Origin of the sequence: Cyclobacterium jeungdonense (genome assembly GCF_010994275.1) — a bacterium.
GTDB classification, from domain to species: Bacteria; Bacteroidota; Bacteroidia; order Cytophagales; family Cyclobacteriaceae; genus Cyclobacterium; species Cyclobacterium jeungdonense.
Genome location: NZ_WMCD01000004.1, coordinates 143,121 through 166,604, shown reverse-complemented (window position 1 = coordinate 166,604; position 23,484 = coordinate 143,121). Strand labels below are relative to the sequence as shown.

Genomic DNA, 23,484 nt, shown 5'->3' with positions numbered 1-23,484 from the left:
ACAACAGCATTGGTTGCCCGTTGTTTGGATTTAATTAAAATCCTGAAACAAATCGCTTTCTTCGGGTACGTCTTCCGGTACGACTTCACCTTCTTTAAAGTTAATTATATCCTCCAGGTTACCTGATCGTGTATAATATTTCCAGGCTCCTTCTTTCTGACCTTCTTCCATTTGCCCTTCGGATGCCAACTTCCCATTGTCATGGAAATACTTCCAGGTGCCATCTGGTTTTCCGGATTTGTAATTACCCTCGGACTCTTTTTGGCCATTGATATAATAGGTTATCCGGGTGCCATTTCCATCTTTAAGTGTGCCTGCGTCCAACGTTTGGGAACCATCGTAAGAGTTGTATTCGGTGACATTCATCAGCCTGCCAAACTCCCAGGATTCTTCCTGTGTAAGTTGCTTATTGTCATAAAAGAGCCCCCACATGCCATCTTCTTTGCCCAGTAAATAGCTTCCAACCGATTTCAACTGTCCTCCATCGTAGTAATAAAACCACTGCCCGGTTTCATTCCCGAGTTGATAATTGCCTTCCGCAATTAAAATCCCGATTTTATTGAAGTATTTCCACAAACCAGACTTAACGTCATTTTTATACGCTCCTATGGAATACAATTTGCCTTCGGGGTAGTAACTTTTCCAAATACCCGTTCGAAATCCATTTTCATATTGCCCCCTTACCGATGGTCTGCCATTGCTGTGGTTTTCGATGTAGTCACCAACAGGTACCCCTAAGTCATAACTAACCTTTTTGGACACTGACTTATCCGGAAAATATTCTTCCCAAAGTCCTACCGGAATGTCGTTTTCGTATCGTTCTATTCGCGCAATTCTTCTATTTTCGTAGTAATAGGTCCAGGTCCCGGTTTTGTTACCAGATTGGTCGTAGTTTTTTTCAGATTCCACTATTCGGGTATCCGGAAAATACCGGATCCATTCGCCCACTTTTTTTCCATCCTTATATTTTCCTTCCTCCTGAACCCTTCCAGACGGGGAGTACCTCTTAAAATCACCTTGGGGTTGATTATTTTCGTAATTTGCCTCGACAATTAATTCACCATAGGGGGAATATTCCTTATAGCTTCCATCTTTGATTCCTTCTTTGTAGGCAATTTCTACGGCCTTTTCGCCATTCTCATAGTAGAACACCCAATTACCGGATCTTTTCCCATCTACGTAGTTTCCTTCGGTTTTTACCTGTTTCGGATTGCCATATCCAAGTTCTACTTGATTGCCATAATACTCCTTATAGGGACCAACTAGTACACTGTCTTGATAGACGGCTTCCTTTACCAGAGCTCCTCCGAGATCAAATTCCTGATAAGCACCATTTAGGCGGTTGTCTTTGTATTCGGCAATAATTCGCTTTTGCTGATTGGAATAATAGCTGATCCATTGGCCATCTTTCACCCCATTATCGAAGGTTCCCTGCTGGATAAGTGTTTGAGTTCTTGGATTGATGAACTTCCAAAGTCCATCCATCCTATTGTTTACCATCACACCGTTTCCCATGAGGGTTGAGTCCTTGTTATATAAGTTTACTACCTGGCCTTGTCCAAAAGCAAAATCCAAAAAAAAGAAGGTCAGGAGACAGGCAATTACGTATTTCATGGGTTTGTTTACTAATTTAATATGGTCTTACGGATTGCGTCCAATATTGGTTCCAATTTACATTATATAGTTAAAAAACTTTATTTAGTTTGGGAAAAATTTGGTTTATTTTAATTTTTTGTTTTAAAATTAGTGTGGCAGTTGGTTTTACTTGTCCTCAATACTTCCAATTAGGGTAAGCGACTCTGTAATTTCCGAAATTAATGTTTCGGATATAGCTTCATTTTTAGCGATGCAGATGGGTTTTACCAATTGTAAGTGGGAGAAAATCCGAAGATGTTCTTTAATTTTTATAGAGCTAAAATGTTGCGTTTTACCATTATCAATGATCTCGCCGTAATCCCAACGATCTGTCATACAAACCGAAAATTCATGTACATGACTCTTTTTCGGAAGGAGGTTTTCTAAAGCCGGATGGTTTTTACCAAAAAAAAGGAACAGAAACATCCCTCGTCCCCACCAGTGTAAAATTCGGATATTGAGACCTTTATTCATGTCAAAATCCCTTACGATATCCAAAACCTGATAGGGACACTGTCGCAGTTCGTTTCCCTTACTGATTTTTATACCTTTTTCCGTGGCATGCACTTCTTTGAGGTTGACGGTCGCTAGTTGGTTGCCAACTTCAGAAAAAACGCTGACGATTAAGTTTTTTGCAGCACTTATTTTTTCGAAAAGATTTCGGTCCCGGGTGATCGATAGTAATTCGGTATGGCTAAGGTTCATGGATGTTTTTTTTTACCACCTGATCAGCGCGGAAGCCCAGGTAAACCCACTTCCAAAGGCGGCGAGGCAGACCAGGTCATTGGGGCTAATTCGTTGTTGTTCTATTGCTTCCGAAATTGCCACTGGAATGGTGGCTGCGGTCGTATTACCATAATACATGATATTGTTAAAAACCTGCCTCTCCTCCAAGCCAAGCTTAGCCTGAATAAACTGGCTTATTCGTAAATTGGCTTGGTGAGGAATGAGCAAGTTCAAATCCTCCGGCCCCAATTGATTGGCACTTAGTGCTTCCCGTATTACTTCATCAAATCGGACCACGGCATGTTTGAAAACCGTGTTTCCATTCATTTTCAGGTTGAATGAACCTGAATCGATTAGTTCCTGGGAAATCCTAACTTCCCGACTACTACCGGGATCTTTTACATAGAGTTCTTCGGCAAAATCGCCATCTGCATGGAGGTGGGTCGAAAGAATGCCCCGGTTGGGTTCATCTGTTGCCTGCAGTACCACAGCACCGGCACCATCGGCAAAAATTACGGCACTTGACCTGCCTTCATCACTTTTGTCCAGGGCTGACGATTGGATTTCTGCTCCGACCACAAGAATGTTTTTATACATGCCTGTTTTGATAAATTGATCAGCGATGGAGAGTGCATATACAAATCCCGAACAGGCGTTTCGGACATCGAGTGCTCCGATTCCTTGTAATCCCAACTCCCGTTGAAGCAACACACCATTACCGGGAATGAAGTAATCGGGGGTGATGGTAGCAAAAATAATAAAGTCAATTTCGGAGGTTTTTGTTCCGGCATTTTTAATGGCCATTTCGGATGCCTGTTTGGCCATGCTGGTAACAGTGTCTTTTCCAGGGGTAAACCATCTTCTTTCTTTGATTCCCGTACGCTCTATGATCCAGGCATCGCTTGTATTCATAAGAGTGGAAAGTTCATCGTTCGTGACAATTCGTTCCGGCAGGTAGTGGCCGGCCCCGACTATTAGGGAGTTTTTCATGGTTCAGTAGGGCATTTTTTTATTGGCAAATAGGGTAAATAATATTTAAAAATCAATTTTGGCATTGTGATTATGAATTTCAATTCTTGCCAATGCAGCTTAACTTACCCTTAATCTCATATGGATTAAAAATCCCCTCTGAAAATATCGTTTATCACAGATTCATTAAAATTGATTTTTTAGAATTAATAGAAAAAGCAGAAGTTTTCAAATGGACGTGCCGGAGGCGGAGGTGCAGACAATTTAAGTCTGGAAGATATAGTATAGCAACGAATCCCTAGTGTTTTAGGCTATGGCTTTTTCTTCGGATCCAGGGGCGAAATTGGTTTCCGGTACTTCATATAAATTTAGTAATTCCGGTGCCAGCAGCAGAAAACGTTACCAGCTGGAAAGAAATTCACCTGATCTTAGAATAATGGTTCCCGTAGAGAATGGTAAATATACCGTAGTCACTTTCCATAATGAGCTTTGGTATGGAAAAAAAGTCCCCAAAGCAAGTGCAGGGAACAGGGTGTTTACCATTTCTTTGGAGGGGAAGGTAGTAAAAAATGAATTAGACCTTTTTTGAAAATAATAACCAGCCTCTTGAATGGGTTTTTGAGGAGGTGGAGGTTAAGGATGGAGTATTACAACTTAAAATGGAGGCATCTGCCAAGAGGGCAACTATTTCGGGTCTATTGAACGTCAGTACTACGGCCTCTTCCACCTCCAATTTGCAAATGAAGCAAATTGAAGCTGAAACTCAGAAATTGAATGAAGATAAAAATGACAATGATTCAGAAGCATTGGTTTCTATTTACCCCAATCTTGCCATTGATCAGGTTTTCCTGGAACGAGATTCTGAGAATTCTCAACAAGTTTTGATCGATTATACCCTGGGAAATCTTTTGTTCCAATTTGATCCTACAACCCTTCATAAAGAAAATGCTCGTAATCTCTTACCGATGAAAGGGATTTACCTAATTAGTATTTTGAAAAAAAAGATAATTCCATTAATCGTTTGCGATTTTTGATTATTTCTCAAACTAAATCAAAGGAATGGAGCCAACTATCTTGGGTTATTGGCTCCGTTTTTTTTTACTTTGGTCAGGTAAGAGTTCTTGTTCTATGCTATCCAGAAGCTGTGGATATAGATTTAGATCAAATTTCCGGGCAAATAAAAAATCAGGAGGAAGCGCTTTTAGTCGTAGTAGATCCTCGGGAGTAAAGGTTCGGGGCGAAGTTTCATCCTTGCCCGACCAATTCGCATAGGTCAACGAATTTTTGATTGAGTCTAAGTTTTCTTTGTTAATTTCTAGAACCAGGCTTTGAAACAACATTTCATCCGGTAAGTTGGAAAAATTCATGAATTTCATCAAGTCGGCATGTGTCCTGATTAACCTCAGAATTTTGGAGGTGGTTTCTGTTCTTAAGGCCCACCAGGTATCCCCGCCATACGGCTTCAGATACGGAGGAAATTTTTTTTTGTACAATAATACCGACAGCTTACTCACTTTCTTTCTCGAGATTACCTTCACCAGCTTTTTCAGGCATCCGAAGCTATAAAATTCCCGAGAATGTATGGAAGGCAGTTGGACAAAATCACCTTTTTTATCAGATAAATCTATTTTATACCGGTTTATTCGATCCATTCCTCCCCGGGTCCACCGACTTGTGGGCAGGGAAAACCAGGAAATAAAATCACTTCCGGCATTATTTTGAAAATAGGTACCGATGTAATCTTTGGATTTTACAGGATAATCTTGTCCGCTCAAAAGGACAACATAACCTTTTTCCCCACTTTCTTCCACCAATCTGAGCATGGTTAAGGTTGCCTTTACAATCCCTATTCCTCCCCAGTTGCAGGTTTCACGCTGATCTTCGGGAAGTAAGTAGAGGTTGGGGAATTCGCTTAATGCCTCTTTAAAGGGGGAAAGATTTGTTTTCAAATCTACGTGGACATAAAACCGGGTATTTTTCTGGTTCAATGCCGCAACCAGTCTTTTTACTTGGGGTGGATTGGTATGAGCAAGTATCAAATAGTTAATGGTCATTGGTCGGTATTAAAGAGCTAAAAAAAACTAAAAATAGATTGGATTCCTGAAGATTTCACAATCAGTTCGTTGATGTTCCGGGAATCATTTGGATCTAGGCGTTTGAGTTCAAATGGATTACTTCGGATGGAATTGAAGCCAGGTTTCACTGTTAACCCGCACTTGTATCCCGCCTTTTTGGTAAAATGAACTTCTCTTTTAGTAAAACTACCGTTCGGATAGGCGATGGCATTGATTGGCTTTTTTAGTTTTTTTTCCAGTGCAGATTTGGATTCGGTAATTTCCCATTTTGATTCTTCGTCCTCGCAATTGCTAAGAATAGGGTGAGAAACCGTATGGGACTGCATGGATACGAAAGTGGCCATTTCTTCTATTTGAGTAGCGGACAATGACTGTCTATCCGGGTAATCCTTTCCCGAATCAAATCCTTTTTTCCTTAGAAAAGAAACCCTTTCTTCATTGGGAATTTGCTTTAAGTAACGGAGCGTCTCTTTATTTAATTCCTCCAAAAACCAATAATGTTTAGAGGTGTCAATGATTCCCGAGCAAAGGAAAATGGTCACCGGTACTTTATATTTTTTGAATACGGGAAGTAATTCATGGTTTCCTACATGCCCATCATCAAAAGTGACAACCATGGCCTTTTTAGGGAGTTTGCTGCCATCCTGATTTTGGATGGCAGCAATTAGGTCTTCCAAAGAAATGAAATTATAGTGTTTGGAGAGGTAGGCAAACGACTTCTCAGCGGTTGGAAAGTCGATGTCGTGAAATACCAATATCGAAACTTTATTTCTTTGAAAAACCTCCCTGAAAAGGACAGGGAGTCCGGAATACCTCAGCAAGGCGAAAACAATTTTTTTCATAAAAGTCTAAAGGCTTTTTATTGTTAGAGACTATCCATGAACCAAAACCGAATTCCCATCGATGATTGATTTTGACTGTCGGATATTGGCTCTGGAAGAGGCTCCGAATAGAATGGACTCAACCCCATCCAGTGAACAAACGTACTCAAATGCCTCCTTGGGTGGTATAGCACCTGCGGCCAATACTTGCATGGCTACCAGTCTGCATCTTTTCTGGGAGATTACTTTCTCGTATTTTTTAATACCCCCAGACATTCTGAAGCCAACCTTATTGATGGAAGCGCAAATGGTCGGATTTTCTATCCCGGCTTTTTCCAAGGTATCTAGCAACAGGGGTAGATTCATCGTGATGAATCCGGGTTCAGCCTGGTATTTTTCTTTTATATGGTTATAGTAGGTGACTAGAAAATCAGTCATACCCAGCCCCAAGAGTAAATCTGTGATCACATTTTGTACCCAAATCACCGGTGTGTCGATTCCCTTAAACATCTTCATTTCTGCATCAATCATCAGTCTGGCCAGTTCGTTAAAGTCTTTCTTCATAAAGGCTAACCCTCCTTTGGCAAAGGTGGTGAAGATATTTCCAGGTACAAATTGTTTAATGGTACCCAAATAGCCTAGCTCTGTTACGGCGTTAGCGTATTTGTGGGCATAGGGCATGCAGGGATATATCTTGAAATCTTTGTACTTTTCATTTCCCCGGATGCGGTTACAAATGTCGCCAATACGATCATGTGTGGTGCACATGAACGTATTTATTCCTTCGTCAATGGCTGTGTCTAATACCGCCATGATGGCATCATCCTCCTGAAAGCGGATAGTTTGAGCTCTTGCTTTTTCATCTGAACTGTGGTTGACACCGAAAAATTGGTTATCACCGAATAGTACTCTTTCCATGGTTTTTCTTATTTACTGTCTGTGATTAATTTGGCAATAAGTTGGTCGGTGTAGGAGGCGGTTCTGAAAGAACTTTTATTGTTTGTTTCTGCAGTTGTGATACACTTAATAAAATGGTCGATTTGTGACGAATATTCCTCTCCCCTCAGGTAGAAGTCAACATTTGAAGTAAGTTCGGTTAGGTATTTTATGGTCCAGCCTTTTTTTAGGTCTAATAGCTGGTTGGCTTCTTTTAGGAATATTTTAACTTCCGTGGCATCTGCGATTATCTTTCCTTTTTTGCCCAAAACGGTTATTTGGGTATTCATTTTTCGATGTGTTTCGTCACTCCAATTAACAGATAATTGCCCGCTAAGTCCATTGCTAAGGGTAATACTCGAATATACAGCATCCTCAACGTCATTGGAAAATATCCGTTTTAACTGGGTGCCCGCCACATCCACCGGTTTGTCCAGCAAGTAGTGTATCAGGTTAATGGTGTGGGATGCGTAGTCATACAAACAACCCCCTCCCTGACCCTTTTGGGATCTCCAGGTACTCCCTTTTTCTCTTAAAACCACTGGCCCATAGGATTCACCGCTAAAGTGGTACACCTCACCTAAAGCCTGCATGTTCAGCAACATTTTTACCTCATTGAAGGTGCCCAGGAAGCGATTGTGGTATCCCACCTGGTTGACTAGATTTTTCCTTTCTGCCTTGGTGGCTAAGATTTCCGCATCTTCTGGGTTTAGCACAAAAGGCTTTTCGCAAAAAACATGGAGAGAGTGGTCCAGGGCAAAATGCACCATTTCCGCGTGAAATTTCGTAGGCGATGCAATCACAATGCAGTCAAGATTCATCTCAGCTACCATTTTCCGGTAATCTGTAAAGCATTTAAACCTTGAATGTTTATTGAAAGCTTCAATTACTAATGAGGAGCTGTCACATACAGCTACAAGATTTACATCTGGATGGGCTCCCAGGATGGCGCAATGGGAAATACCCATTTTACCTAATCCAATTATTCCTGCTCGTATCATTTTTGTTTATGAATTGAAAGTTATTTTTGTGTTTTATTTATCTATTGCTTAAAGGGACTGCATATATTCATCAAGAAAGTCAATGATATTTTGTTTTTTTGAGATGAATGGCTTTGGTTTAAAATTTTCAGTCCGAATCAATAGTTCCTTTAATTGGTCTGTCTCTCGCCATCCAAGAAGATAGTTTTCATTTTCAAACTCACTCAGAATTTCCATTTGGTGGTTATCCACTACCTCCCCGTATTTTGGCATTCGGGGGATAGCAATTATTTTTTTGCCCATCTTAATTCCCTTCAAAAGGGAACCAGACCCGGCATGGGAAATTACTATACGAGCTTCCCGGTACAGGTGGTCCAGTTCCTCTACTGGAAGAAATGGTTTGTAGGTAAGGTATTCGGAAGGGAATTTCGTAAAACCATTTTGGACAATGACTTCTTCACGGATAATACCCTCCCTGCAAAGGGTGTCAATGGCAATCAACGGTCTTTCGAATTGTGTCGGAAACGTTCCCAATAATACTAAGATCATTGTAGTCGAATTAAAATGTTAACGTAAAGGATTCGTAGTGAAAATTGACTTTTAGTAAATTCCACCCAGGTAAATTGCTTTTTTGTAAAATTTCTGGGGCTCGGGCCATTGAATGATGAATTTATCTGCGATGGGATAAATTAAATCCGCCGAAGCAGCTCGTGATTTGATCCGGGCATAGGATAATATCCAAACCACTTTTACCCCCAGGGACTTCCCGATCAAACACATGGGCACCGCGGTATGACTGCCTGTTGTGATGATTGCCTTTGGAAAATGTCCCAGAAGTATTTTTATGGTTAGAAAAAAGTTGACCAGTAAATGGAAAAAGAAGTTCAGGTTTCGCTTCCTTCCTTTCGGTCTTCCTTTAAGAAATTTCATGTTGAGATGCTGGGCGTAGGGGAGAGTGGAAGGGGATTTCTCCGTGACAATGAGGTAATCGTATTTGACAAACCAATCCTTCAATTCCATAATTTGAGCCAAGTGACCGCCGTCCGAACAGATAAGTATAATCCTTTTCTTTTTATCTGAGTTTTTCATAAAGAGATTCTTAATAAAATGAGTTTAAATAGTGTTTTTATTCTTGTAACTTTCAGCAGACGGTTGTAACGGATTTCATGGGTTGGGTTTCAGCGAAGTTTTTATCCAATACCCGGAGGTAATGCATCGCCATGGTTTCTGCAATGGACTGGTGCTGGTATTTGCCCTTTTTTAAAAAGGCTTTCCGGATGTCACCACGCTCCTCATTAAGAGTCTTGATCAACAGATTTGCAAGCTCTTCCACGTCATGAGAGGAGGCCACCGGGCAATTAGGTAATCCTTCTACGATTTCCTTCACATCCCCTACAGGTACAGCGACCACCGGCAGGCTACAGCATAGCGCCTCTTTCACCACCTGGGGGGACCCTTCTGTTTTGGATGTCAATAGCAGGCAGTCAGCTTTGCTCAGTAGGGACTTAACTTCTGACCTGCTTAATTGATCGATACAGGCAGTGTCAATCTCATAAGGGACCATTTTTTTAACTCGATCTATTACCTTGGTAAATAGTGGGAAATCCTTGACTTCCCTTTTAGGGCTACTTGGAAACAAGACTAATTTAGAATTTCTCTCGGATTTGAGTTGTGGTTCTGGTCTGAAGAATTCCGCATCCACCCCACAGGTAAGTACTTCAACCTTTTGGTTATAGGGAAATACAAGATTTTTCATGGCTTCATTCTGGACGAAAACCTGATCGACTTTGGAAAGAATTCTTTTTGTTAACCAAACCTGCCAGCCGTTTTTCTTTCGTTTTTGAATATCACTGCCGTGAAGGGTCAAAAACACCTTTTGTTGCGGCTTAAAGAAAAGGAGAAATAATCCCGATAAGCCATAATGGATATGAATTAGGTCAAAAGCCTTTGATTGGATGATCTTGGGAATGGAAAAGATGGATTTTAGATATTCTTTTTTCCCCTTGTATACCGAATCAATTAATACAATCTCTGCCAGAAAAGGGAGTTTTTCAGACAAATCCTGAATTTGTTCTTTGATGAATATACCGTCTACCGGATGTTCCTTAGTAGGGTACATATTGGTGACATAAAGTGTTTTTATAGAATTTACTTTCATACATAGGTGGCCGTTATCCGATCTGGAATGACATTTGATTTGTAAACATAAGTGACTCCAGATAGGGCCTCAGATTATTTTTAGATATGTTTTGCCAAGAGTTTTCGCTACATGCCTGACGAATCTTTTCTGAGTCGAATTCTTTTAATCGCTGCATTAGTTTCGTTAGTCCACTTGTCACGGCTTCCTCAGAGTCTTGGACAAGAACGCCGCAATCATCACTAATAATTTTTGCATTTTCTTCGGTGGCGGTGGCCAATACAGGCAAGCCTGAAAGTAAGTATTCATAGGTTTTGGTGGGTGGTTGGTGCGTGTAATAGGGGGTAATGGGCACAAATGATACTCCCACGTTTGCCTTTTCAAAATAATCGTGCAATAAGTCGTTATGCACATATCCGGTTGTTTTGATCACCTTTTCCAAGTGATTTGATTGGATGTAATTCTCAATTTCACTACGCTCATTTCCGGGTCCGTCTCCGACGATAGTCAAGGAAATGGAAGGGTAGGCAGTATCCAGGGATTTCAAAAACTTATGAAACCCACGAATAAAAACCAGAAGATTTCTGTTTTCCAATGTGCCAACATACAATAGATTTGCCTGATCAAATGATTTATTAATTGTACAGAATCTTTCCCCTCCAAGAGGAAGAAAATGGTATTTTTTAAAACCTAATTTTTTTGCCAGGCCATGGCTTAGGATGGATAGGCGTGGGAATCTGGAACTTTCCCATTTTAAAAGTTTGTCTTTACAAAAGTTAATCAGGGAACTGTCTGTATCCGTTGCTGTGCGTATATCCAAATTGAAAATCTGTTGCGGATTTTCCCTAAGTAAAAAAGAACATCCGGGAAAATATACCAAAAATACCAGGTCATAGTTTCCGGTTTTGATTTCCTTATTTATTTGCTTCAGAAACTGGAAAAACCGCATTGCTTTGCTTCCTTCTCTAGTAAGGTACTTTGTTTGTACGCCAGGAACGGTGATTTTCGGAAGACCAAAATCCCAGCTCAGGTGGGTGATCTGAAAATCATTTTTCAGGTAATACCCAAACTTGTATGGGTCAATGTGGTATCCATATTGAGACTTGGTGACAATTAATAAATTTTTCATTTCAGTGTGTTGTAAAAATGTTCGTTTAAAAACGTCTGTATTTAATGAGGCACCTTATCAGTAATTTGGTGGTTTGGTACAGATCTGCCGGATAAAATTTTTTGAGTTCTTTCAGGTAGTAGAAAAACACAGGTAGGCCTACCTGAGAAGATTTTTTACTTAGAAAGAAAAAAATACTGCCTAGAATCTCGGAAAGAGCATCCGAATCGTAAATTTTTTGAATTTTGTTTTTCTCCTGAAGATATACTAACCATTCAAAAGCTTCCTTGTACGATCGATAAGTTTGAAACAAATAGGTAGATCCAATGCTGCGGTGAATACGAAGTTGATCTTCGGTAGGGGTAATGCCTAGTTCTCGAAGCGATTTCTCATATATAATCTTGTGGATGGAAAAACTCCGTTCCTCTGCTCCATCAAACCTTTTCATAATACTTGAATCGGAATCCCGGTAGTAGTATAGGGATTCGGGTAGGTTGGCCACCGGAAGTTTCCTGCAGGCTTCCCAGTAGAAGTCGAAGTCTTCAGCCACAGCGAGTCTTGGGTCAAAGGAAAGGTTGGCTTCTTTTATCCAGTTTAATCTGTACATGGCTGTAGCATTCCAAATAGCGGGTTTGAACAAAAGCATTGCTTTAATTGCCTCGTGTTCGAGAGGAGATTTGGACACTTCGGATTTTCTTTCGTCAAATCGGGTCAGCCAGGTGCCACATATACCTACCTGGGGATGGGTTTTGAAAAATGCCAATTGTTTTTTAAACCTATCCGGAGCAATAAGATCATCGCAGTCCATCCATGCCAGGAACTCGCCTTTAGCCTCATCCAGTCCCCTGTTCCTTGTAAATGAAATACCTTTATTGATCCCATTGCTTAGAACCCGAATCCTGGGGTCGGACTGTCCTTTAAGAATTTCGTTAGAGCCATCAGTTGACCCATCGTCAATGGCGATCAATTCAAAATCCGTAAAGTTTTGCTTTAAAACGCTGTCTATAGCTTCCTGCAAATACCTTTCTCCATTATATACCGGCATGATTACAGATAGGGTCGGTTCGTTCATTGGTTGATCAGCTTTTCATCGTTTACGGGGGCTGACGTCATGGTACGCCCTGTAGTGTCGGATGTGGTTTTTAATAAATGCTTGACGATGTCCCATTTTTTTTGTTCCATACTGGATCGGTGATAGATGTAAAGGGCAAAAATGGTAGCAATGACGTAGTGATAGTGGTATACCGAATACCATGTTAAACTGGTAAATAACAGGTACCACAAATAATATTTTACATATTGGTGTTTCTTAGGGACGGTCAAAACGAAGCTTTTGTACCACATCAGCCCAAAACCTGCAATGGCAAAAACTCCGAACATGGCATAGACAGCAATTATCCCCACATCGGAGAGGAAATACTCATGTGTATTACTAAGCCTTTCCATAAATTTACCGTAAGACGAGATCCCCCAGTTTGGAGCCCCGTTGCCGAAGATTTGACTTAGGATATTTGGAGAAAAATCGGTTAGAAAATATTCACCAGCTTGAACCCGAATGTAGTCTTTACCCAATTTTATATCCCTTTGCTGCACCTCTATGACCCCTTTGATCATGGGAATATCCGAATTCACCAGGACGAGCATTCCACCTGCAAATGCCCCCAGGATTAGAGATTTTTTTAGCAAAGACTGGCTCTTAAAGAAATGGTAAAAATAGATCAGAAATACCCCGGCAATAAATTGTCTGGTTACTTGCATCACCGGTATTATTAATCCTAGTATTGCTAATCCTATATACAGCCATTTATAACGGTCATTTTGAGTGATTTTGGTGATGGCAATAAAAATGGATAAAATAAAGATTCCAGCTCCGGGAAAAATGATGCGTATAGCCCCTCTTTGCTCCGAAAATTCTTCACCTGAAATGGGTTTTCCAAATAATACGGTGTGAGCATTGGCGTATTGAAAAAAATACAGAAGAACATAAAGTACACCGTATGCAAGAATAATTTTTTCAAGGGTACGAATTGGAATTTTCAAGTGAAGTAACAAGAAGAACAAAGGCCAAAGCATGTATTGGGAAGTCTCTAATAAGCTGTCTTTAAATCCCTGCCCCCAGGAAAAAAGAGCCATCACCATGGAGAAAATAATGGATAACGAGATCATCTGTACAGGTATTACAAAACCAGCCTTTCTATCGAACATGTAAATTGATGAAACCAGTACCGTTCCCATTACCACAAAAAAACCCAGGTAATTGACTATTTTTTGATTGATGAAAGTAGCATCAAAAAAATTTAAGCTGATGATAACCAGCAGGAAGATATATACTATGAGTAATTTTTCTTTCATACTGATTTTGCAAGCGTATAATTCCTAAAAAAATACATGCCAGTAAGTATTAATGCCAGACAAGCAACCAACAGCTTGTAAATAATATCGATTTCGCTTCCTATGAAATAGGAGAAAACAAACAATACCGCAGCGGATACCCACATTAGACTTCTGTCTTCTATTTTGAATTGAAGGGTCTTCCTAAACACATGCCAGAGGTAAACCTGGAAAATGGCAAAGGAAAAAACCATTCCCGAGGCCAATCCCAAAGCCCCATATTGGCTGCTGAAGAACAAAATTGGAGTGGAAAAGAGTGAATTTACAATTCCCAATCGAAGAATTTTTCGCTCGTTATTGGTAGCTCCGAATACCGTCCCAATCAAACTATCTATGGAAGTTAGGAATAGGTACCAGACCTGAAGCTGACATACCAAAACCGCAGGAAGGTAACTTTCAGGGAAAATTAGCCCAAACAACTCTTTGGCGAAAAGGGTGAAAAGAAAGCATAGCAGCATTCCAAACAGCATGTAATACTTGAAACCAATACTTACAAAATTTTTGAATTTGATTTTGTTAGAAACCCAAAGAGCCGACAAATTTGGAAAAATAGCCACCAAGCCAAAATCAAGCACAAACGAAATCGGTCCGGTTAGCCTTTCGGATAGGTTGAAATAGCCAATTTCTTCCCGTGTTGAATTGATATCAAGAAAGTTATTAGTGAACTTGGTGTAGGGAAGCATCACCAATACTAAGGCCAAATAGGGCCAGCTTTCTTTAAGCAAGGAATAAGAAGAAGTTACAAAGCTTTTCATCTTTCCCAAAATGAGGCCATGCTTTCTTAAAGTGACATGAAATACCAGGTTTTTTAGGACGTTTAAACCAAGAAAGGAATAAAAAAGAAAGGGTACATCCATAATCTTTCCTGGAAGTAAGAAAATCCAAAGGAACCAAACTATACTGAAGCCCAGGTTGATAACAGATGGGGGGAGCATTTTTTGATGTCCCAGGAAAGCAGTTTCAAATAGTTTCCCAAAACAAGAAATAAGTGCAAATAAAAGGACAAAAAGAAGTTCCTCAGCCTGTAAGTTTCCAAGCAAGTGATTGTACACCAAGTATATACCTCCCAGGATCAGAAGGGCCAGCGTTCTTAAAATGGCACCATTGTAGATCAGGTCTTTGGAACGGTAAGGGTCTCTGGCGATTGTTCGGATGACTATATTTCGAATGCCCAGATCGCCCACTGTAAGTAATAAGGTACCCTGAGCAATCATGAAAGTATAGAGCCCATAATCGTCTGGGTGAAGAATTTTGGTTATTTTAAACACCGTTAGTAAACTGATCAGTTGAGATAGTATACTACCAATGGTCAGGTATGAAAAATTTTTAAAAACCTTATTTTGTAAAATATTTTTTATCACTGTAAAAAATTTATTGTGAAGCCGACCTCAGGCCACTTCTTTTTTTATAAGTCTCACGAGCTCTTTTGAAACAGGGTACTCAAATTTCCTGGCAAATAATTTGTTTGATTTCAATACTTTTTGTAGGTCAGATTTATCCAAGGTAGCCGGGCTATTACCATTCCGATATTCCCAAAGCACCAGGGTCATGGTTTTTCCAATAATGGAGGGTTCAAAGTGTGAGTTCATAAGCACCGACTGAAATAGGATCTCTTCAGGGCAATGAGTGTGTTTCATTCGCTCCATTATTGCGGGATCCTTATCCAATAGATTGATGACGTAACTGACGCAACAGCTGCTTAACGACCACCATACCGACCCACCGTAAAGCTTAGGAAAAGCAGCAAAGGGTTTTCGCTTGAAACCTAAAAATTTTTGAATTTTCAGCGAAGCACTTATTAACTGGGTACCTAATTTGGTTTTTTTATTAAAAACGTCGTAAAAATTATAATAATCTAATCGGTTCATACCGCCTCCCGCCCATCGGTTTGAGGGCAGGGGAAAATGCTCAATAAACTGTTTCCCTTTATGCTCTTTAAAAAAGTTCTTAATTTCCTTACAACTCTTAATAGGAAAGTCCTGACCACTCATGCTGTGGAGGTAGCCAATTTCTTTATTTTTCAGGGCTTCTTTTGCCAAAAGGAGTAAAGCCTTTAAGAGGTTTAACCCTCCCCAATTCACAGAGTATTCGCGGCTTATGATCTCGACATTTTTTTGTCGGTAAAGCTTTTCGATTGAAGCGCTTTTGATTTTACTTTTCTTATCCAGGTGTATGTAGAACAGAAAATCATCATCCAGACAATTAATGTATTCGACCAAATGATCGATGTTTTTATAGGCTAAAAATAGGATCGCGTGTTTCATTATCGATTGAGAAAAATAATACCTGATCTTATAAATTAAATTTTTGCAGTTTTTTTATCGTAATAATACCCATATCCATATCCGTAACTATGTTCGGATTTGGCATCATTTAGAACCAAAACAGGATTCGTAAATTTTCCCTGTTCTGCTATTTGATTGATTAATTTGAGATGACTGGGTTTGGTGTAGTAGTACCTGACCACATAGGCCAGCATATCGGCGAAAGGAGAAAGAGCAAACGCATCGGCAACCAATCCGATAGGAGCACTATCAATAATGATATGATCAAATTTACTCCTTAACTCATTAAAAAGATCCTCTAATCTGGGACTGTTCATGATTTGAATCGGGTTATCTGGCAATTTTCCAGCGCCAATCAAGAAAATATTTGGATTTTGTTCTGAAAGTGTCAATATATCGCGGGTCAGATAGTTTTCATCCGAGAGGTATTCGCTGATTCCAGGTTTTTCCGAATTGATACCAAGTTGCTTTAGAACAGATGGTTTTCTGAGATCAAATTCCAAAATCACTGTTTTCTTACCGGATAACCCAATAGTACGTGCTAGATTTATGCTGAAAAAGGTTTTGCCTTCTCCTCCAATGCTGGAGGTAGTTAGAATCACCTGATTTGGTTTTCGCATCGAAGCAAATTTCATATTTGTCCAAACCAGATTTACCTGTTCTCCGATAAGGGATTTGTGCTGGTAGTTTCCGAGGTATAGGTTTTTTCTTTTTTCATGGGATATCTCACCCATTACGGGCACCTGACTCAGAGTTTCCACCTCATTTTTTTGCCCAATCTTACCAAAAAAGTAATCATTTAGGTAAATCATCCCGAATGGAATGCCCAATCCAAAAATAAATGCAAATACCATAATTAGCTTTTTCAGTGGCCTGGCAGGGAATAGTCCTGCCATAGGGGGGTCTATGACCCTGGCGTTGGATACAGATGTGGCAGCCAGGGAAAGGACGGATTCCTCCCTTTTTTTCATTAAATACTGGTAGTTTTCTTGTTTCGTGGCCTGTTGTCTGGTAATGGATAGCAGTTCCCGTTCGATTTGAGGGACCCGGTTGGCCCTTTCTTCGATTTTCAAGGCATTTTCCTCAAGGCTTTTTTTGGCAATTTGGATACTCCTTTTGCTACTTTGAATGTTTTCTAATAGATCCGATCGGAGGCTAGAAAGTTGCTCGTCCAGGTTTTTTACTAAGGGATTGTCTGAAGTCGTTCCATTCAAAAGCCGTTGACGTTCGCGTTGCAGTTCGTTGTATTTTTTAACCAAATCAGATAAAGCGACATCTTCAATCAATAGTGATCCCTGTACCATTTTGGATAAATTGTTGCTACTGGTTAAATTTTCTTCCAGGTTATTCAGGACTTCTATGGAAATATCGTATTCGGAAAGTTTCTGCTTGGCAGTGCTGGAATTTTCCAGGTATAGTTGGGATTCTGCGCTTAAGTCAGAAATCGAGTTTTCGTTTTTGTAGGTTTCAACCGCCTGCTCAATTTCTGCAAGTTCGGAGGTGAGTTTCTCCATTTGTTCATCAATAAAATCAAGCGTATTGGCCGCTGTAGAATTGATATTTTTTAATGCCTCACTATTATAAACTTCAACTAATGCTTTTAAAAACTCCTCTCCCTTTTCAGGTATAGAAGCCAACAGGGTAAGGGAAATGACTGTAGAGAGCTTATTTGTAGGTTCAGCATTGATGCTTTCACTGTATTCAAATGCCATTTCGCGCAGGTCATTGTAGGTAAAAAAGATGATTTCCGGATAAGAACCCTGCTGATCCTCTTTTAAATGAATGGTGAACTCCCCGAAAAAATTGCTTATTTTTTCTCCGAAGGAATGCCGGCTCTTAACACCTTCTTCCATTTCTAATTCAAATGATTGGTCATCTACTATTTCAAGACGAACCATTCCGGTAAACTTTTTTGCTTGCTTATTTAATTTGCTATAGCTAATGCTGACAGGTACCGCGTCCCCATACAGTTCCTTATACCGTTTAAACCCATTCTCTACATAGAAGGTATTGTATAGATTCAATTCTTCCAAGGCTTTTCTGATCAGAGAAATGGAAGTCAATACCTCCACTTCATTTTCAACAATATTTGTGGACTGATAACCATCTAAATCATCCAGAACAGTATTGTTTGAAAATCCTTTTTTTGCTTCCTCACTGTTGTTTATCATCAATGTGGAAGTGATTTCGTACTGGTTTGGCGTATAGTATATGTATGTTAAGGCTGCACCGCAGCATACTATCACACCTGCTAAAAAAATATACCAGTGTCTAAGGTATTTCTTCATGTAAAATTCAAGGGGAACGGAACTTGATTTTTTCAAGTCAATTTCCTGGTTCAATAAGTCCTTAATGTCCATATTTTAATTAGAAAGACGGTGAAGTAAAAAACTAAATTCTATTTGCTGTTTGTGCACAACTTCGTCGAGTCAATCCCACAGAGAGGACTGAAGGTTGTATCCCATTATTAAATTAGGCGGATTCACCAACGGGATGGCTGCTGTTGTTTAAAAATAAAATATTTAGATATTATAGTAAATACTTATAATATTTAAATATTACCTACCCATGCATCTTAAATCGATGTATCGGCTACGTTGCTGTTATAAACCTTTTTACGTATTCGAAATACATTTTTACAAATGTAAAGTAATAAAATGGATTAGCCAAATGTTTTTTTTCAGAAAATGTTATGATTATTATCATGTTCCCTTACTTAGAATAATACAGAAGATCAAAAGAATAAATGGGGAGAAATTAGACGATGTTATAATTTTCTAAATTTGGCTGATTTTAAAATTTGGAATAGTATATTTTGTAAAAACAAGAAAATTAATATTATATATTTTCTATAAAAAAAATTTATTAAAAATTAACTATAATTAAATAATACTAATATTTCGTATAAAAATATTGTAAAAAAGTAGTTAAAAATGATCTGAATTAAATTTTTTAAATAAATAAATAAAAAATATAACAAATTAAATAATACCTAATTTTTTAAGTTTCCAATACCGGAGAAGTCCGCTCACTGACATCCAGCTCGGATTGGCTAATTCGTACAATTGCCTCAGGGATTGGTTGGCACCACAGTCAGCCATTTGGTTGCCTGTATAGCTCGTGAATTCTTGTATAATTATTTCTTCAGGTATTTCTTCCTGAAAACGGATTTTCATCCATTCCGCCCAGTCATTTAATAACACTTTCAGCTGCTCAAAGTGCTGGGCTGGATTAGTCACCATACCATAATGAGTCAGGTATAATTTATCCGGTTTTTGTGCCAGAATTTTATCCATGGATTCTCTCCAATCCTCCAGATGAACGTCCGGTGGTGGGCAGGGGGGAACCACTGGTCCATCGTTTATTTTTACCCCCGCTACATCACCTGTAAAAATGTTCTTGCCCAGTTTCCAGGCTACATGATGTACGGCATGGCCCGGGGTATGCAGGGGAATGAACGTCATTTTCCCAATGGCTACTGCTTTAAGGTCTGCTGTAGGAATTAAATTTTGGTTATCAATGGGATACATGTTGCCCCAAAGTTTCCCCATATTGGCTTCTCCATAAATTTTGGCTGCTGATCGCCAAAGTTTTTCAGGGCTGGCCAAATGGGGAAGACCTAAGGGATGAACGTAAATTTTCGCACCTGCCGCTGCCAATCTCCATGCAGCCCCGGCATGGTCAAAATGAATGTGGGTTAACAAAACGGCGTCTATATCCCCTGGAGAGAGTTGGTGTTTACGAAGCTCAGATACGAGTTGGGGCCAGGTGCTTTCTGGCCCTGTTTCCACTAAAACCCGGTGATTTTGGTCCGAAATTAGAAAGCTTGCAATGGTATGACCTTCTTTCTGAAAGTGAAGGTCCAGGGTTTTTATCGTGTACATTATCCAAATAAAGTATAGTTGCCAAATTGATCCATTGGGAGGGTTTTTCGGATTACATAGGGGTTATCATTGGCTACTTGATTGACCATGGGAGAAACCGTGTATTTCATCATTTCTGAGTCAGGGTAGGGTTGAAGCATCTCAAGTAGGGTTTCTTCTGGGGTAGTCAGATCCAACCATTTTGATTCTTGTTCTTTTTTGAGAATCACCGGCATCCTGTCGTGGATTTCTGAAGTGAGTTGGTTGGGGCTGGTTGTCAGAATTAAAAAAGTGTGTGCGATATCTCCTTTTTCTGTTTCGTATTCTTCCCAGATCCCGGCGAAGGCAAACAGCTCCTCTCCGTGCTGAACAAACCGGTAAGGTACCTTGGTTTTTTTTCCGATTTTTTTCCATTCATAAAACCCATCCGCAGGTACCAGGCAGCGATGCTTCTTAAATGCCGATTTGAACGTTACTTTTTCTGTAATGGTCTCTGCCCTTGCGTTTATGAGCTTGGTGGCCACTGGTTTGTTTTTGGCAAAGGCGGGTGTCAATCCCCAATAAAAATGAGAAAACCCCTTGGGGCTATCGCTGGTTATTACGGGTACTAATTGCGACGGTGCAATATTGTACCTGGGTTCAAAAGGTTCCAGCATTTCAGCGGCGAACCTGTTTTCCAGATCTATTTTGGTTTTTGCTAAAGAATATCTACCACACATAAGAATTGGTTAATGGCTTGAGGATTTTACCTGGATTAAAGGTAGTTTTCACTTTGAATAAATTCAAGTGCCCGGACTTCGGACCAGTAGCGTTCATTTTTTGATCTTGGACTGAAGCCTACATGTCCTCCCTGCTTGGGATATTGCAGGCAAAGGTGCTCCGGATTGACCTCCCTGTTTTTTGGATAACAAGAAGCGCTCAAAAAAGGATCATTCCGGGCATTCAATACCAAAGTCGGCTTGCATATACCGGGTAGGAATTGAAGCGCAGAACATTGCCTGTAATAATCTGCGGCCTGTGAAAAGCCGTGCAGAGGAGCTGTGAAAACATCGTCAAATTTTCGGAGGCTATTGATTCGACGCAGGGATTTTCCAAAAAGAATTTCTGGAAATTTCAGGGCCTTTTGTCTAATTTTTTGTTTCAAAGAATAAAGAAAGTTGAAGGCGTATATTTTATTGGAAATATGATCAATTTGCCTGCAAGAGCCATCCAGGTCCAGGGGAACGGAAATGGAAACCGCTTTTTTTATTTTTTCATGTCCAGGCCATTCCTTTTCTCCAAGGTACTTTAGAGTCAGGTTTCCTCCTAAACTAAAACCGATTAAATAAATGGATTGGTAGTTTTTTTGGGCATGAAGTATCACTTGTTCAAGATCCCAGGTAGCTCCAGAGTGGTAAAAAGACCGTTTTAGGTTTTCCGTACCGCTACAACCTCTGAAATTCCAGTTCAGAACATCATACCCGGTTTTGAAAAAATTATCAGCCATGCCACTCATGTAAGGCCTTTGGCTGTTTCCTTCCAGGCCATGACTGATAATGACCAAATCCGAACTTCCCTGCCTGAGCCAATCCAGATCAAGGAAATCACCGTCCTCTGTATTAATCCTTTCTCTCTCAAAAGATAAGGGTATATTTTTCCGAAAAAGGGCGGGAATCAAAGTTTGCAGGTGTCCGTTAAATAAAAATTGGTGTGGATTGTATTTAGACTCGTTCAGGACAGGCATTCGGTAGCTTAGGGGCATTCCATTAACATTTCTTACGTGAAAATACTATTATTAAATTTGATAAACCTATTTTAAGAACTATTTTTGGATTGCTGAAAACATGAATTCGAATAATTTAACTTATGGCCGAAATAATACGAATGCCCAAAATGAGTGACACCATGGAAGAAGGGGTGATCGCACAATGGTTAAAAAAAGTAGGGGATGAGATAAAACCAGGTGATATTCTGGCAGAGGTAGAGACAGATAAGGCAACCATGGAATTGGAATCCTACGACGAGGGGATTTTACTTCATATAGGGGTGGAGGAGAAGGATTCCGTGCCTGTCAATGGGGTCATTGCTATATTGGGCGAAAAAGGCGAAAATATAGACGAGCTCCTCAAAGAGATTAAATCCGGAGGAGACGGAGAGGATTCCAAAGAATCAAAAGAGGAACCCGAAGAGGAATCCGAAACAACAAATAGTGAAAGCGATTCTAAAACAGAGACCCAGGAAATCGATACTTCCGAAATCAATGCTACCGTAATCACCATGCCCAAAATGAGTGATACCATGCAGGAGGGTACGATCGCTAGTTGGCTAAAAAAAGTCGGTGATGAGGTAAAATCCGGTGATGTACTTGCCGAAGTGGAGACGGATAAAGCCACGATGGAGCTTGAATCATATGATGATGGCACCTTGCTTTACATTGGAGTGGAGGAGGGTGATGCTGTAGAGGTAAACGGAGTAATTGCCATCATTGGTGAAAAGGGAGCTGACTACGAGACCTTATTAAAAGCCCATCAGCAACAAGGTTCTAAGGACGCCGACAAGGAAAAAACAGCTCCAAAAGAAGAAGAAACGGAGGAAAAATCCTCTCCGAAAAGTGAATCCAAACCGGAAAAGGCGGCCGATACCAGTAGTTCCGGCTCAAATGGTAGAATAAAGGCGTCTCCACTCGCCAAAAAGATGGCTAAAGAAAAAGGCATCGATATTTCGCTGGTGAAAGGTTCAGGAGATGGCGGAAGGATAATTAAAAAGGATATTGAAAGCTTTGATCCGGCCAAAGCGCCTGCTGCTGTTGAGGCTAGCGGTAGTTCTGCGGTGGTGGGACAGGAATCCTACCGTGATGAGAAAGTATCTCAAATGCGAAAAGTGATTGCCAAAAGGCTTGCTGAGAGCAAGTTTACCGCACCTCACTTCTATCTGACCATGGAAATCAACATGGATAAATCCATAGAGGCTAGGAAAAGCATGAATGAGGTGGCTCCGGTGAAAATATCTTTTAACGACATGGTCATCAAAGCGGTGGCGGCAGCCTTGAAGCAGCATCCCAAAGTAAATACAGCTTGGTTGGAAGACAAGATCAGGTATAATGATCACGTTCACATTGGAATGGCTGTAGCCGTAGAAGAAGGATTGTTGGTACCCGTAATTCGATTTGCTGATAGCAAGTCCTTGTCTCAAATTTCCCAAGAAGCCAAAACACTTGCTGGAAAAGCAAAAAACAAAGAGCTTCAACCGAAGGATTGGGAGGGAAATACCTTTACTGTTTCCAACCTTGGAATGTTTGGAATCGATGAATTTACAGCCATTATCAATCCACCCGACGCCTGCATTCTCGCTATAGGAGGGATCCGGCAAACGCCAATAATAAAGGATGGTGAAATAGTAGCCGGGAACCTGATGAAAGTGACACTATCCTGTGATCATCGCGTGGTGGACGGCGCCATTGGTTCCGCTTTTCTGCAAACGATAAAGAATTTGCTGGAAGACCCTGTCCGATTGCTTATCTGACAAATCTGAAAACACAAATGAGCTCAAAAAGTCCTGGAAACAGGGCTTTTTGTTTTT

The 23,484-nt window shown here is 40.2% G+C and carries 22 protein-coding genes; 3 read left to right on the top strand and 19 right to left on the bottom strand.

Translation table 11 applies throughout. The features are described from left to right. Window positions 1–30 precede the first annotated feature (30 nt). From GKS34_RS10255 to GKS34_RS10245, 3 genes are all read right to left on the bottom strand, one after another. Entirely contained in the window at window positions 31–1,614 is a 1,584-nt protein-coding gene (locus tag GKS34_RS10255; RefSeq protein ID WP_163384725.1) for a toxin-antitoxin system YwqK family antitoxin, read from the bottom strand. Window positions 1,615–1,761: 147 nt separating this feature from the next. Beyond that, window positions 1,762–2,340: a hypothetical protein gene (locus GKS34_RS10250; protein WP_163384724.1), complete on the bottom strand. Its 579-nt coding sequence runs from the start codon at window positions 2,338–2,340 to the stop codon at window positions 1,762–1,764. A 12-nt stretch (window positions 2,341–2,352) separates the two neighbouring features. Further along, entirely contained in the window at window positions 2,353–3,351 is a 999-nt protein-coding gene (locus GKS34_RS10245) for a 3-oxoacyl-ACP synthase III family protein (RefSeq protein ID WP_163384723.1), read from the bottom strand. A 292-nt stretch (window positions 3,352–3,643) separates the two neighbouring features. On the opposite strand from GKS34_RS10245, the gene GKS34_RS10240 reads away from it, so the two are divergent. Both GKS34_RS10240 and GKS34_RS10235 read left to right on the top strand, forming a co-directional pair. Further along, the gene (locus GKS34_RS10240; RefSeq protein ID WP_163384722.1) at window positions 3,644–3,919 is read left to right on the top strand and encodes a malectin domain-containing carbohydrate-binding protein; all 276 of its coding nucleotides are present in this window, start codon (window positions 3,644–3,646) and stop codon (window positions 3,917–3,919) included. A gap of 37 nt (window positions 3,920–3,956) precedes the next feature. Further along, window positions 3,957–4,364, top strand: a complete 408-nt coding sequence (locus GKS34_RS10235) for a hypothetical protein (RefSeq protein WP_205602053.1) — start codon at window positions 3,957–3,959, stop codon at window positions 4,362–4,364. Window positions 4,365–4,409: 45 nt separating this feature from the next. Here GKS34_RS10235 and GKS34_RS10230 read toward each other — a convergent pair whose 3' ends face one another. The 16 genes from GKS34_RS10230 to GKS34_RS10155 form a co-directional block, all read right to left on the bottom strand. Further along, on the bottom strand, window positions 4,410–5,384 hold the full coding sequence (locus tag GKS34_RS10230; protein WP_163384720.1) for a beta-1,6-N-acetylglucosaminyltransferase: 975 nt from the start codon (window positions 5,382–5,384) through the stop codon (window positions 4,410–4,412). A gap of 17 nt (window positions 5,385–5,401) precedes the next feature. Beyond that, entirely contained in the window at window positions 5,402–6,247 is an 846-nt protein-coding gene (locus tag GKS34_RS10225; protein WP_163384719.1) for a polysaccharide deacetylase family protein, read from the bottom strand. A 30-nt stretch (window positions 6,248–6,277) separates the two neighbouring features. Next, window positions 6,278–7,144 carry a hypothetical protein gene (locus tag GKS34_RS10220; RefSeq protein WP_163384718.1) on the bottom strand — a complete coding sequence of 289 codons (867 nt, stop codon included), beginning with the start codon at window positions 7,142–7,144 and terminating at the stop codon, window positions 6,278–6,280. Window positions 7,145–7,152: 8 nt separating this feature from the next. Then, the gene (locus GKS34_RS10215; RefSeq protein WP_163384717.1) at window positions 7,153–8,163 is read right to left on the bottom strand and encodes a Gfo/Idh/MocA family protein; all 1,011 of its coding nucleotides are present in this window, start codon (window positions 8,161–8,163) and stop codon (window positions 7,153–7,155) included. Window positions 8,164–8,211: 48 nt separating this feature from the next. Beyond that, complete coding sequence (gene pssE / locus GKS34_RS10210) at window positions 8,212–8,691, bottom strand: PssE/Cps14G family polysaccharide biosynthesis glycosyltransferase (RefSeq protein WP_163384716.1); 480 nt, start codon at window positions 8,689–8,691, stop codon at window positions 8,212–8,214. Window positions 8,692–8,742: 51 nt separating this feature from the next. Further along, on the bottom strand, window positions 8,743–9,231 hold the full coding sequence (gene pssD / locus GKS34_RS10205; RefSeq protein WP_163384715.1) for a PssD/Cps14F family polysaccharide biosynthesis glycosyltransferase: 489 nt from the start codon (window positions 9,229–9,231) through the stop codon (window positions 8,743–8,745). Between the two features lie 52 nt (window positions 9,232–9,283). Then, a complete protein-coding gene (locus GKS34_RS10200) occupies window positions 9,284–10,300 on the bottom strand; it encodes a glycosyltransferase family 4 protein (protein WP_163384714.1) in 1,017 nt (338 codons plus the stop codon). A 13-nt stretch (window positions 10,301–10,313) separates the two neighbouring features. Further along, window positions 10,314–11,408: a glycosyltransferase gene (locus GKS34_RS10195; RefSeq protein ID WP_163384713.1), complete on the bottom strand. Its 1,095-nt coding sequence runs from the start codon at window positions 11,406–11,408 to the stop codon at window positions 10,314–10,316. A gap of 25 nt (window positions 11,409–11,433) precedes the next feature. Beyond that, window positions 11,434–12,459 (bottom strand): glycosyltransferase family 2 protein, encoded by a 1,026-nt coding sequence (locus tag GKS34_RS10190; RefSeq protein WP_163384712.1) that lies wholly within the window; start codon window positions 12,457–12,459, stop codon window positions 11,434–11,436. Next, the gene (locus tag GKS34_RS10185) at window positions 12,456–13,739 is read right to left on the bottom strand and encodes a hypothetical protein (protein ID WP_205602052.1); all 1,284 of its coding nucleotides are present in this window, start codon (window positions 13,737–13,739) and stop codon (window positions 12,456–12,458) included. The genes GKS34_RS10190 and GKS34_RS10185 overlap by 4 nt, the downstream gene beginning before the upstream one ends. Further along, window positions 13,736–15,139: an oligosaccharide flippase family protein gene (locus GKS34_RS10180; RefSeq protein ID WP_163384711.1), complete on the bottom strand. Its 1,404-nt coding sequence runs from the start codon at window positions 15,137–15,139 to the stop codon at window positions 13,736–13,738. Before GKS34_RS10180 ends, GKS34_RS10185 begins: the two co-directional genes overlap by 4 nt. A 27-nt stretch (window positions 15,140–15,166) precedes the next feature. Next, complete coding sequence (locus GKS34_RS10175; RefSeq protein ID WP_163384710.1) at window positions 15,167–16,042, bottom strand: beta-1,6-N-acetylglucosaminyltransferase; 876 nt, start codon at window positions 16,040–16,042, stop codon at window positions 15,167–15,169. A 35-nt stretch (window positions 16,043–16,077) separates the two neighbouring features. Next, complete coding sequence (locus tag GKS34_RS10170) at window positions 16,078–18,423, bottom strand: GumC family protein (protein ID WP_163384709.1); 2,346 nt, start codon at window positions 18,421–18,423, stop codon at window positions 16,078–16,080. 621 nt (window positions 18,424–19,044) lie between these two features. Then, window positions 19,045–19,947, bottom strand: a complete 903-nt coding sequence (locus tag GKS34_RS10165) for an MBL fold metallo-hydrolase (RefSeq protein ID WP_163384708.1) — start codon at window positions 19,945–19,947, stop codon at window positions 19,045–19,047. Next, window positions 19,947–20,645: an SOS response-associated peptidase gene (locus tag GKS34_RS10160; RefSeq protein WP_163384707.1), complete on the bottom strand. Its 699-nt coding sequence runs from the start codon at window positions 20,643–20,645 to the stop codon at window positions 19,947–19,949. Before GKS34_RS10160 ends, GKS34_RS10165 begins: the two co-directional genes overlap by 1 nt. A gap of 35 nt (window positions 20,646–20,680) precedes the next feature. Further along, window positions 20,681–21,649: a YheT family hydrolase gene (locus GKS34_RS10155; protein WP_163384967.1), complete on the bottom strand. Its 969-nt coding sequence runs from the start codon at window positions 21,647–21,649 to the stop codon at window positions 20,681–20,683. 122 nt (window positions 21,650–21,771) lie between these two features. Between GKS34_RS10155 and GKS34_RS10150 the strand changes: the two genes are divergently transcribed. Then, window positions 21,772–23,427: a pyruvate dehydrogenase complex dihydrolipoamide acetyltransferase gene (locus GKS34_RS10150; protein ID WP_163384706.1), complete on the top strand. Its 1,656-nt coding sequence runs from the start codon at window positions 21,772–21,774 to the stop codon at window positions 23,425–23,427. The last annotated feature ends 57 nt before the right edge of the window (window positions 23,428–23,484 follow it).

Coding starts and splice junctions, on each gene's coding strand:
- GKS34_RS10250 (WP_163384724.1), bottom strand. CDS start 2,340: ATGAACCTTAGCCATACCGAATTACTATCGATCACCCGGGACCGAAAT.
- GKS34_RS10170 (WP_163384709.1), bottom strand. CDS start 18,423: ATGGACATTAAGGACTTATTGAACCAGGAAATTGACTTGAAAAAATCA.
- GKS34_RS10230 (WP_163384720.1), bottom strand. CDS start 5,384: ATGACCATTAACTATTTGATACTTGCTCATACCAATCCACCCCAAGTA.
- GKS34_RS10155 (WP_163384967.1), bottom strand. CDS start 21,649: ATGCCTGTCCTGAACGAGTCTAAATACAATCCACACCAATTTTTATTT.
- GKS34_RS10190 (WP_163384712.1), bottom strand. CDS start 12,459: ATGAACGAACCGACCCTATCTGTAATCATGCCGGTATATAATGGAGAA.
- GKS34_RS10200 (WP_163384714.1), bottom strand. CDS start 10,300: ATGAAAGTAAATTCTATAAAAACACTTTATGTCACCAATATGTACCCT.
- GKS34_RS10175 (WP_163384710.1), bottom strand. CDS start 16,042: ATGAAACACGCGATCCTATTTTTAGCCTATAAAAACATCGATCATTTG.
- GKS34_RS10245 (WP_163384723.1), bottom strand. CDS start 3,351: ATGAAAAACTCCCTAATAGTCGGGGCCGGCCACTACCTGCCGGAACGA.
- GKS34_RS10165 (WP_163384708.1), bottom strand. CDS start 19,947: ATGTACACGATAAAAACCCTGGACCTTCACTTTCAGAAAGAAGGTCAT.
- GKS34_RS10195 (WP_163384713.1), bottom strand. CDS start 11,408: ATGAAAAATTTATTAATTGTCACCAAGTCTCAATATGGATACCACATT.
- GKS34_RS10220 (WP_163384718.1), bottom strand. CDS start 7,144: ATGGAAAGAGTACTATTCGGTGATAACCAATTTTTCGGTGTCAACCAC.
- pssD (WP_163384715.1), bottom strand. CDS start 9,231: ATGAAAAACTCAGATAAAAAGAAAAGGATTATACTTATCTGTTCGGAC.
- GKS34_RS10215 (WP_163384717.1), bottom strand. CDS start 8,163: ATGATACGAGCAGGAATAATTGGATTAGGTAAAATGGGTATTTCCCAT.
- pssE (WP_163384716.1), bottom strand. CDS start 8,691: ATGATCTTAGTATTATTGGGAACGTTTCCGACACAATTCGAAAGACCG.
- GKS34_RS10150 (WP_163384706.1), top strand. CDS start 21,772: ATGGCCGAAATAATACGAATGCCCAAAATGAGTGACACCATGGAAGAA.
- GKS34_RS10160 (WP_163384707.1), bottom strand. CDS start 20,645: ATGTGTGGTAGATATTCTTTAGCAAAAACCAAAATAGATCTGGAAAAC.
- GKS34_RS10185 (WP_205602052.1), bottom strand. CDS start 13,739: ATGAAAGAAAAATTACTCATAGTATATATCTTCCTGCTGGTTATCATC.
- GKS34_RS10255 (WP_163384725.1), bottom strand. CDS start 1,614: ATGAAATACGTAATTGCCTGTCTCCTGACCTTCTTTTTTTTGGATTTT.
- GKS34_RS10240 (WP_163384722.1), top strand. CDS start 3,644: ATGGCTTTTTCTTCGGATCCAGGGGCGAAATTGGTTTCCGGTACTTCA.
- GKS34_RS10225 (WP_163384719.1), bottom strand. CDS start 6,247: ATGAAAAAAATTGTTTTCGCCTTGCTGAGGTATTCCGGACTCCCTGTC.